Origin of the sequence: Pseudomonas sp. UBA5706, assembly GCF_002419965.1 — a bacterium.
In the GTDB taxonomy this organism is placed as follows: domain Bacteria; phylum Pseudomonadota; class Gammaproteobacteria; order Pseudomonadales; family Pseudomonadaceae; genus Aquipseudomonas.
Window position 1 is genome coordinate 147,253 of record NZ_DIHC01000034.1, and the last position, 11,282, is coordinate 158,534.

Below are 11,282 nucleotides of genomic sequence, written 5' to 3' on the forward strand. Positions count from 1 at the left end.
ACCACGCCGACCGTTGGGAACGAGCAGCGTTTCAAGGCTCTGAATCCGCGCAGTTCGCGGTATTTTCGAACACCTTTGTTTTTTTGTTGATTGAACGTTCAATTAAAAAGAACTAGAGTGGAGGCCGTTTTCAGTCCTTCAGACCACTCGGCAAGCCAAGGAGACCCACAGATGCCCAAGGTCGGTATGCAACCCATTCGGCGTCAACAACTGATCCAGGCCACGCTGTCGGCAGTCGATCAGGTGGGCATGGGTGATGCCAGCATTGCGCTGATCGCCAAACTGGCGGGCGTCTCCAACGGCATCATCAGCCACTACTTTCAGGACAAAAACGGCCTGATCGCAGCGACCATGCGTCACCTGATGAACGCCTTAATCGTCAACGTCGCCGAGCGGCGTCAGGCACTGAAAGACGACAGCCCCAGAGCGCACCTGAAAGTCATCATCGAGGGCAACTTCGATGCCAGCCAGGTCAATGGCCCGGCGATGAAAACCTGGCTGGCCTTCTGGGCCACCAGCATGCATTCGCCATCGTTGCACCGGCTGCAGCGGATCAACGATCACCGCCTGTATTCCAACCTGTGCTGCCAGTTTCGCCGCGTGCTGCCCCTGGCCCAGGCGCGTACCGCCGCCCGGGGCCTTGCAGCGTTGATCGACGGCTTGTGGCTGCGCGGCGCGCTTTCGGGCGATGACTTCGATACCGAACAGGCTCAACAGATCGCCTACGAATACATGGACTTCCAACTGGCAAAGGCGCCGCGTTAAGAACCGCGGCCGCATAAGGTCGGAGCGGCGCACGGCGCGCCCGACCAACGCCCAACACAGACAACTGCGAGGACACTATGCCCCGTTTCGAATTGCAAAAACTCTACATTGACGGTGGTTACGTCGACGCCAGCAGCGACGCGACCTTCGACGCCATCAACCCGGCCAATGGCCAAGTGCTCGCCAAGATCCAGCGCGCCACCGAGGCAGACGTCGAACGTGCCGTGGTCAGCGCTGAAAAAGGCCAGAAAATCTGGGCAGCCATGACCGCCATGGAACGTTCGCGCATCCTGCGTCGCGCCGTCGACATTCTGCGTGAACGCAATGACGAACTGGCCGAACTGGAAACCCTCGACACCGGCAAGGCGATTTCCGAAACCAAATACGTCGACATCGTGACCGGCGCCGACGTGCTGGAGTATTACGCAGGCTTGGTACCTGCTATCGAAGGCGAACAGATCCCTCTGCGCGACACCTCGTTCGTCTACACCCGCCGCGAGCCGCTGGGCGTGACCGTCGGCATCGGCGCCTGGAACTACCCGATCCAGATTGCCTTGTGGAAATCCGCACCCGCCCTGGCCGCAGGCAACGCGATGATTTTCAAGCCAAGCGAAGTCACTTCGTTGACCACCCTGAAACTGGCCGAGATCTATACCGAAGCCGGCTTGCCCAATGGCGTGTTCAACGTGCTGACCGGCAGCGGTCGCGAAGTCGGCAGTTGGCTGACCGAGCACCCGCGTATCGAAAAGGTCTCGTTCACCGGCGGTGTCGAAACCGGCAAGAAAGTCATGGCCAGCGCGTCCAGCTCGTCGCTCAAGGAAGTGACCATGGAGCTGGGTGGCAAGTCGCCGCTGATCATCTTTGATGATGCGGATCTGGATCGCGCAGCCGACATCGCGATGATGGCCAACTTCTACAGTTCCGGTCAGGTCTGCACCAACGGCACTCGCGTGTTCGTGCCCAGCGCTTTGAAGGATGCGTTCGAAGCGAAAATCGTCGAGCGCGTCAAACGCATTCGTATTGGTAACCCGCAGATCGACGACACCAACTTCGGCCCGCTGGTGAGCTTCGCCCACATGGACAGCGTGCTGGGCTACATCGCCAAGGGTAAGCAAGAAGGCGCTCGCCTGTTGATTGGTGGCGATCGTCTGACCGAGGGTGAATTCGCCAAAGGCGCGTTCGTGGCCCCGACCGTGTTTACCGATTGCCGCGACGACATGACCATCGTCAAGGAAGAAATCTTTGGCCCGGTCATGAGCATCCTCAGCTACGAAACCGAAGAGGAAGTCATTCGCCGCGCCAACGACACCGAGATGGGCCTGGCGGCGGGCGTCGTGACTCGCGACCTGAACCGCGCCCACCGCGTGATTCATCAGTTGGACGCCGGCATCTGCTGGATCAATGCCTGGGGTGAATCCGACGCGAAGATGCCGGTGGGTGGCTACAAGCAATCGGGCGTCGGTCGCGAGAACGGCATCAGCTCGTTGGCGCAGTACACGCGCATCAAGTCCGTCCAGGTTGAACTGGGTGAATACGCTTCGGTGTTTTGATCCGCTGCCTTGGTAAACACCCGGCTGACGCCAGCGTCGGAATGCCGCCCGGAATGAATCCGATCCCACGCAGAGGACGCGATCTCACAGGGGGAGTACCGCCCCTGTGGGAGCCAATTCATTCGCGAGAGGCCCGCTCGGCTAGCGCACCAGCATGGGGTGCCAGGGGCCGAACGGCCAACGCGCTCTCTCATCTCCCCCGCCAACAACTTCTGAACGGAGGATGTCATGTCCCAAGAATTTGATTACATCATCATCGGCGCAGGTTCGGCCGGTAATACCCTGGCAGCCCGTCTCACCGAAGACGCAGGCGTCACTGTTCTGCTGCTCGAAGCGGGCGGCCCGGATTACCGCGCCGACTTCCGCACCCAAATGCCTGCGGCGCTGGCGTTCCCGCTGCAAGGCCGCCGCTATAACTGGGCGTACGAAACCGAGCCAGAGCCGCACATGAACAACCGCCGTATGGAGTGCGGTCGCGGCAAGGGCCTGGGCGGCTCTTCGCTGATCAACGGCATGTGCTACATCCGCGGCAATGCGATGGACTACGACGGTTGGGCAAAGCTGCCAGGCCTGGAGAACTGGACCTACCTCGACTGCCTGCCGTACTTCCGCAAGGCCGAGACGCGCGATATCGGCCCCAATGATTATCACGGCGGCGAAGGTCCGGTCAGCGTGACCACACCAAAGGCGGGCAACAACCCACTGTTCCACGCGATGGTTGAAGCCGGGGTGCAGGCGGGCTATCCACGTACCGACGACCTCAACGGTTATCAGCAGGAAGGCTTCGGCCCGATGGACCGCACGGTGACGCCCAATGGCCGTCGCGCCAGCACTGCACGCGGCTACCTGGATGAGGCGAAAAAGCGCTCGACCCTGACCATCGTCACTCACGCGTTGACCGACCGGATTCTGTTCGACAACAAGCGGGCCGTTGGCGTCGCGTATATGGTCGGTGACAGCGACACCCGCATCGAAGCGCGGGCGCGCAAGGAGGTCCTGCTGTGCAGCGGCGCAATCGCTTCGCCGCAGGTCCTGCAGCGCTCCGGCGTCGGTCCTGCCGAGCTGCTGAAGAAGCTCGACATTCCGGTGGTCCACGATCTGCCCGGCGTCGGCGAAAATCTGCAGGATCACCTGGAGATGTACCTGCAATACGCCTGCAAGGAGCCAGTCTCGCTCTACCCTTCCCTGCTCTGGTGGAACCAGCCGGCCATTGGTGCCGAGTGGATGTTCCTCGGCAAAGGCATTGGCGCGAGCAACCAGTTCGAAGCCGGTGGTTTCATCCGCTCTCGCCCGGAATTCGAGTGGCCGAACATTCAGTACCACTTCCTGCCAGTGGCCATTAATTACAACGGCAGCAAGGGCGTGAAAGAACATGGTTTCCAGGCCCACGTGGGGTCGATGCGCTCGCCGAGCCGAGGCCGCGTGCAACTGAAATCGAAGAATCCGCGCGAGTATCCGAGCATCCTCTTCAACTACATGGCCACCGAGCAGGACTGGCAGGAATTCCGCGACGGCATCCGCCTGACTCGCGAAATCATGCAGCAGCCCGCGCTGGACAAATACCGTGGCCGCGAGATCAGCCCCGGCATCGAAGTGCAGAGCGACGAGCAACTGGATAAATTCGTGCGCGAGCATGCCGAGACGGCGTATCACCCGTCCTGCTCGTGCAAGATGGGCACCGATGACATGGCGGTAGTCGACGGCGAAGGTCGGGTGCATGGCCTGCAAAGCCTGCGTGTGGTCGATGCGTCGATCATGCCGATCATCACCACCGGCAACCTCAACGCACCGACAATCATGATCGCCGAGAAAATCGCCGACAAGATCCGCGGCCGCGCCCCACTGCCCCGCAGCACCGCTCAGTATTTCGTGGCAGGTGATGCACCGGTGCGTGGTAAGCCGATGCGGGAAGTGAGTGCCACATAAACGCTGTGAGAGCAACTTAGAGGCGACGGTCGCGAAGGGGCCGGGTCAGGCGATGCATCTTCAGATGCCTTACAACTTCCGTTCGCCACCGTCGTAACCTCCGGTAGCCCCCCACAAGATTGGTGCTCCGCCGATCAATCAGCGCAAGCATCCGGTCATTGTGGAGCAACCGGAGGGACGACGGTCGCGAAGCGGGCAGCTCAGGCAATGCCTCTTCAGCGCCTGACAACCTCCGTTCGCCACCGTCGTAACCTCCGCAAGCCCCCACGGGATTCGGGCTCGGCGATCAATCATCGCCAGCATGCGTTCCCTGTGGGAGCAATCGGGGGTTACGACGGTCGCGAAGGGGTCGGGTCAGGCGATGCATTTCTTTGCCAGTCCCCCGCAGCAGAGCTCTGCGCGCTATGATCTGGACCGTTGCCCGTCCGATCGCCAAGGAGACATCCTGCATGTTCGACTTCTCCGCTCAACTCAAGCAGCGGTTCGCAGCCCTGCAGAGCAGTGCCCAGTTTTTCTCCCTGCGCTACGTCAAACAGACCAGCCAGCACCTCTCGGTGCGCAAGAACGTTCCCGAACCGCCGCAATTGAGCACCGATGAAGGCGCCATGCTGACCGTGCGCGTCAATGGCGTGGAGGCCTATGCTGCGACCAACGATATTTCGCAACGCGGCCTGCAAGCGGCACTTGAACGGGCTGAAGCCCAGGCGCGCCAGCTCGCCCCGCATTCACTGCTCGACCTGCGCGACCACGCCGTCGCCACCAGCCGCGCGGATTATCTTTCGCCGAATCTGAGCAGTCCCTTTCCTTCGCTCAGCGAATGCTATGCCCTGCTGGGTAGCGAATCGGCCTCCGTGCCCAAGGATGATCGCCTGGTCAACTGGCAAGTCAGCCTGGGCCTGGAGAATGTCGAGCAGATTTACCTCAACAACGCCGGTGCCGAGATTCGTCAGGCCCAGCGCTTTGTCTTTCCCGGCCTGAGCGTCACCGCTTACGACGGTCAAGGCAGCCAGACCCGCAGCCTGGGCCGCGAAAACTTCGGCCAGCAAGGCGGCGCAGAAGTCATAGCGTCGTGCGGCATCATTGGCGCCGCTGCCAACGTCGCTGATCAGGCATTGCAACTGATCATGGCGCCCAACACACCCACCGGCCCACGCGATCTATTGCTCACCCCCGATCAGATGACGCTGCAAATCCACGAGTCCATCGGCCACCCGCTGGAACTGGACCGCATCCTCGGTGACGAGCGCAACTACGCGGGTACCAGCTTCGTCAAAACCAGCGATTTCGGCAGCCTGCAATATGGCTCCAAGCTGCTCAACGTGACCTTCGATCCCGAGATCCCGGAGCAACTGGCCAGCTACGGCTACGACGACGATGGCACGCAGGCCAGCAAGCAGTTTCTGATCAGGAACGGTGTACTGGAGCGGCCGTTGGGCGGTGCGCTGTCGCAATACCGCAGCGGCATGGATGGCGTTGCCAACAGCCGTGCCAGCAGCTGGAACCGTGCGCCGATCGACCGCATGGCCAATCTCAACATCGAGCCGGGCGACAAGACTCTGCAGCAACTGATTGGCGGCATCGAGCGCGGCATTCTGATGAGCACCAACCGCTCATGGTCGATCGACGATGCACGCAACAAATTCCAGTTCGGCTGCGAGTGGGGTCAGTTGATCGAAAACGGTGAACTCAGGGGCGTGGTCAAGAACCCGAACTACCGGGCCATCTCGGCGCAGTTCTGGCGCAACCTCAGCGCGGTAGGTGACATAAGCACGTTCAAGGTGCTGGGCACGCCAAATTGCGGCAAGGGCGAACCCAATCAGGTGATACGCGTGGGCCATGCTTCGCCCGCTTGCGTGTTTGCCAACGTCGATGTTTTCGGAGGAGACGCCTGATGTCCCATCAAGCTCAGTTCAAAGCGCTGGTCGACTGGTTGAAAGGCGCAATCACCCACCAGGAACGCTTCACCCTTGGCTATAACGCCGAGGCGTCGGACTTCATTCGTTTCAACCATGCCAAGGTGCGTCAGGCCGGTCACGTGCAGCAGGCCAGCGTGCACTTCAAGCTCATCGAAGACGGCCGCCACGCCGACCTCAACCTGACGCTGTCCGGCGATGAAACCGTGGATCGGCAGCGTCTGGACGAAGCCCTACAGCAACTGCGCGAGACCGTCGCGCTGCTGCCGGTCGATCCTTATCTGTTGCTCAACCAAGATGCCTGGCAGAGCGACAACGTTCAGGAGGAGCCGCTGCCCGACAGCGCGCATGTGGTCAAGCAGATCGCGCAACGGGGCGAGGGCCTGGATCTGGTCGGCATCTATGCCGCAGGGCCGATCTACCGTGGCTTTGCCAGTTCCAACGGTGCACTGGGCTGGCATCAGGCAAACAGTTTCAACTTCGACTGGAGTCTGTTCCACGAAAACGGCCAGGCCGTAAAGGCCAGCTATGCCGGTCATGCGTGGAGCGATGAGGCATTCTCGAAACGCTTTGCCCTGGCTCGGGAGCAGTTGGCGTTCCTCGGTCATCCACCCCACACCCTGGCGCCCGGCCAATACCGTGCCTATCTGGCACCAGCGGCGCTGGAAGAGGTGGTAGGCATTATGTGTTGGGGTGGTTTCTCGGCGCAGTCGCTGGCCGACAAAACCAGCCCGCTGCAGCGACTGTACGACGCTCAGGCCACGCTCAATCCGCTGGTCAGCCTGGATGAGCACGTCAGCGGTTCGTTGTCGCCTGCGTTTTCCGGCGAGGGTTACCCGCGTTCGGACTTGTCGCTGGTGGTTGAAGGGGCGGCCAGGGATCGACTGATCGACTCGCGCAGCGCAGCAGAATACGGCCTTGCGGCTAACGGCGCCGATTGGGGAGAATCGCCCAGCGCCCTGAGCATGGGCGGCGGCGCACTGGCGCTGGACGAGGTGCTCAAGGCGTTAGGAACCGGGCTGTACATCAGCAACCTGTGGTACCTGAACTTCTCCGATCGCGCAGCAGGACGTATTACCGGGATGACCCGGTTTGCAACATTCTGGGTCGAGGACGGCCAGATTAAGGCGCCGGTGAGCACCATGCGTTTCGACGACAGCATCTTCAGTCTTCTGGGCGACTCGCTGGAACAATTGACCACGGAAAGGGAACTCATCCTGTCGGCAAGTACCTACAGTCAACGTCAGACAGCGTCGAATCGGCTACCGGGAGCGTTGGTGAGCAGGTTGACGTTGACGTTGTAACGCCGCAAATGCTACGAGCCCGGCGCGCAGTCGCGTTTGACTGTTGCCCGCAGGGCGAGGGACCCGACCAGGATCAGAGGCTGTGGCCCCGAGCTTTGTGCTAGCGCCCGGAGGACGAGACCGTGGACCTTCGGATTGTGCCCGGAGGCTGAGGCTATCGCCCTGCCCCTTCTGTTTCTGTCCGGGGGCGAGACCGCGACCCTGCCCCTTCTGTTTCTGCCCGGGGGCGAGACCGCGACCCAGCGCTCCAGATTCTGCCCGGAGGGCGTAGGAGCGAGGCTTGCCCGCGATCTGGCGCGAAGCGGCAGTAAAGCCGGTGGACGTGGTGAGTCAGACATATCGCGTGCCCTCGGCTTACACCGTCTCGCACCCGATCGTCAGCAAGCTGCACTCCTACAGGCTTCGGCCAAGCAGCAGCCCCCCAGCACGCAACTGCCCATAAACGCAAAAACCACAAGGACCCAGGATTCACATGCCCACTTCGACGCCGCAACTGGACGCCCGGACCCTGCGCTGGATGCCTTGGGTCATTGCCATCGCGTTTTTCATGCAAAGCCTGGACGGCACGATCCTCAACACTGCGTTGCCTTCCATGGCTGGCTCGTTGTCGGAAGATCCGCTACGCATGCAGTCGGTGATCATCGCCTACATGTTGACCATCGCCCTGTTGATTCCGGCGTCGGGCTGGATCTCGGACCGCTTTGGCATCAAGCGGATCTTCTTCAGCGCCATCCTGCTGTTCAGCTTCGGCTCGTTGCTGTGCGCGGCAGCCAACTCCCTCGGCATGCTGGTCGGCGCCCGCGTCATTCAGGGCTTGGGCGGCGCGCTAATGATGCCGGTGGGCAGACTGATCGTGCTGCGGGCTTATCCGCGTACCGAACTGGTGCGCACCCTCAGTTTCATCACCATGCCCGCGCTCCTCGGTCCGTTGATGGGCCCCACGGTCGGCGGCTGGTTGGTGGAGTACCTGAGCTGGCACTGGATCTTCCTGATCAACATACCGGTCGGCATTCTCGGCTGCTTCGCCGTGCGCAAGTTCATCCCCGACCTGCAAGGCGGCGGGCGCACGCGCTTCGACATGGTCGGTTTCGCCCTGTTTGGCGCTTCGATGGTGCTGATTACCATCGCGCTTGAGGGCTTGGGCGAACTGCATCTGCCCCACCTGCGTGTGGTGATGCTGCTGTTTGGCGGCATGGCCTGCCTGGCCGCGTACTGGCTGCGCGCCGGGCATGTCGAGGCACCGCTGTTCTCGGCTTCGCTGTTCCGCACACGCAGTTTTGCGGTCGGCATCATGGGCAACCTGTTCGCCCGCCTGGGCAGCGGCGCGCTGCCGTTTCTAGTGCCATTGATGCTGCAAGTGGCGCTGGGCTATTCGCCGTCCCACGCTGGGATGAGCATGATCCCGCTGGCACTGGCGGCGATGTTCGCCAAACCGTTGGCCACGCGCGCCATCGAGCGCCTGGGTTATCGCATCGTGCTGACTGGCAACACCCTGCTGCTCGGCGCGCTGCTGGCAAGCATGGCGCTGGTGGACGCCGACACGCCGTACTGGCTGTTGCTGATCCACCTGGCGCTTCTCGGCGGCGTGAACTCGCTGCAGTTTTCGGCGATGAATGCCGTGACCTTGATCGATCTGGACGATGCGAGTGCGGCCAGCGGTAACAGCTTGCTGTCGGTGGTTGCGCAGCTGTCCCTGAGCCTTGGGGTGGCCTGCGCGGCGGCGTTGCTGGGCGGCTTTACCGACGATGTTTCGACCGGCGATGTCAGCAGCGTGCTGGGGGCCTTTCAACTAACGTTTCTGTGTGTGGGCGTGTTGGCAATGCTGGCGGCATCGATCTTCCTGCAGCTGTCGCCGCGCATGCCGCCGGCAAATCCGCCACGCAAGCCGCAGACCGAACCTGAGATCGAGGCATGATCTTGATGCTCACACCCGCCGTTGTTGGAGCAACCGGAGGCACGACGGTCGCGAAGAGGCCAAGGCAGGCGCTACATTTCAGCGTCTGTCCCGCCACCGCATTCGCCACCGTCGCAACCTTCGCAGGCTCCTACAGGTTTTGGGGTAGGCGACGTATCCGTGCCGGCTCACGACTGAGCCCACAGGTTTGGGACAGGCGACGTATCGGCGCCAGCTCACGATTGCCCCACAGGGAATCATCGTTTAGCCGGGATGTGTAACGCCTGCTGCCATTTATCGCCCCCGTCCCCAAGGCAGGGGTCGTGACCTGATACACTGCGCGACATTTTGTTTTGCAGGCCCGTCCCGTGACTAACACCGCTTTTAACTCACTGCCCCTTTCCGCCGCCATGCTGGCTAACCTGGAGTCCCTTGGTTATGCCCAGATGACGCCGATTCAGGCGCAGAGCCTGCCGGTGATGCTCAAGGGCATGGACCTGATCGCCCAGGCCAAAACCGGCTCGGGCAAAACCGCTGCGTTTGGCATCGGCCTGCTCAACCCGATCAACCCGCGCTACTTCGGTTGCCAGGCGCTGGTCCTGTGCCCGACCCGAGAACTGGCTGATCAGGTGGCCAAGGAGATCCGTCGCCTGGCCCGCGCAGAAGACAACATCAAGGTATTGACCCTGTGCGGCGGCGTCTCCTTTGGTCCGCAGATTGGCTCGCTCGAACACGGAGCGCACATCATCGTCGGCACGCCGGGGCGCATCCAGCAGCACTTGCGCAAGGGTTCGCTGGTGCTCGACGGCCTGAACACCCTGGTTCTTGATGAAGCCGATCGCATGCTGGACATGGGTTTTTACGACGCCATCGCCGACATCATCGAGCAGACACCCGAGCGCCGTCAGACCCTGCTGTTCTCGGCCACTTACCCGGTTGGCATCAAGCAACTGTCGTCGAAGTTCATGCGTGACCCGCAGACCGTGAAAGTCGAAGCGCTTCACGCCGACAGCCAGATCGAACAGATCTTCTACGAAATCGCCCCCGAGCAGCGCTTGGAAGCCGTGGTGAAAGTGCTCGACCACTTCCGGCCGCAGTCCTGTGTGGCGTTCTGTTTCACCAAGCAGCAGGTTCAGGAAGTGGTCGATCATCTGATCGCCAAAGGCATGTCTGCGGTCGGTCTACACGGCGATCTGGAACAGCGTGATCGTGATCAGGTACTGGCGATGTTCGCCAACCGCAGCACGTCGGTACTGGTAGCGACCGATGTGGCAGCGCGGGGCCTGGATATCGATGCGCTGGACATGGTGATCAACGTCGAACTGGCGCGGGATTCGGAAATCCACATTCACCGCGTCGGTCGTACGGGCCGTGCAGGCGAAACCGGTATTGCCGTCAGTCTCGTCGCGCCTTCGGAAAGCCAGCGTGCCCGCGCCGTCGAAGAGTTGCAGAAAGCGCCGTTGAACTGGCAGCAGTACGACAGCCTGACGCGCAAGGAAGGCGGCAAGTTGCTGCCGCCGATGACCACCCTGTGCATCGGCTCGGGTCGCAAGGACAAACTGCGTCCGGGCGATATTCTTGGTGCGCTGACTGGCGAAGCGGGCGTACCCGGCACTCAGGTGGGAAAGATCGCGATCTTCGATTTCCAGGCCTACGTTGCCGTGGAACGCAGCATCGCCAAACAAGCGCTGGAGCGCTTAAACAATGGCAAGATCAAGGGCAAGTCGTTGCGCGTAAGGATTCTCTAAGAACCTCGCATAATCGGCCCCGCGCGCTACACCGGGACATGATCGTTCCCACGCTCCGCACCGAGACATGATCGTTCCCGCGCTCTGCGTGGGAATGCCGTGTTAGACGCTCCGCGTCCCGGGGACGCAAAGCGTCACGCAAAGCGTGGGAACGATCACCAGACGAAAACCCGCATCACACA

General features: G+C 61.6%; 7 protein-coding genes. All 7 read left to right on the top strand.

The annotated features are described in order from the left end of the window. The first annotated feature begins 171 nt into the window (after positions 1–171). Complete coding sequence (betI, locus tag B3I26_RS16715; RefSeq protein WP_296259157.1) at positions 172–765, top strand: transcriptional regulator BetI; 594 nt, start codon at positions 172–174, stop codon at positions 763–765. A gap of 77 nt (positions 766–842) precedes the next feature. After that, positions 843–2,315: a betaine-aldehyde dehydrogenase gene (gene betB, locus B3I26_RS16720; RefSeq protein ID WP_296259158.1), complete on the top strand. Its 1,473-nt coding sequence runs from the start codon at positions 843–845 to the stop codon at positions 2,313–2,315. Between the two features lie 228 nt (positions 2,316–2,543). Beyond that, positions 2,544–4,241 carry a choline dehydrogenase gene (gene betA / locus B3I26_RS16725; protein ID WP_296259159.1) on the top strand — a complete coding sequence of 566 codons (1,698 nt, stop codon included), beginning with the start codon at positions 2,544–2,546 and terminating at the stop codon, positions 4,239–4,241. Positions 4,242–4,690: 449 nt separating this feature from the next. Continuing rightward, a complete protein-coding gene (locus tag B3I26_RS16730) occupies positions 4,691–6,133 on the top strand; it encodes a TldD/PmbA family protein (RefSeq protein ID WP_296259160.1) in 1,443 nt (480 codons plus the stop codon). Then, a complete protein-coding gene (locus B3I26_RS16735) occupies positions 6,133–7,458 on the top strand; it encodes a TldD/PmbA family protein (RefSeq protein ID WP_296259163.1) in 1,326 nt (441 codons plus the stop codon). Before B3I26_RS16730 ends, B3I26_RS16735 begins: the two co-directional genes overlap by 1 nt. A 472-nt stretch (positions 7,459–7,930) precedes the next feature. Beyond that, positions 7,931–9,373, top strand: coding sequence for a multidrug transporter subunit MdtD (mdtD, locus tag B3I26_RS16740; protein ID WP_296259164.1), 1,443 nt, complete (start codon positions 7,931–7,933; stop codon positions 9,371–9,373). A gap of 347 nt (positions 9,374–9,720) precedes the next feature. Beyond that, positions 9,721–11,100 carry an ATP-dependent RNA helicase DbpA gene (dbpA, locus tag B3I26_RS16745; protein WP_296259166.1) on the top strand — a complete coding sequence of 460 codons (1,380 nt, stop codon included), beginning with the start codon at positions 9,721–9,723 and terminating at the stop codon, positions 11,098–11,100. Positions 11,101–11,282 lie beyond the last annotated feature (182 nt).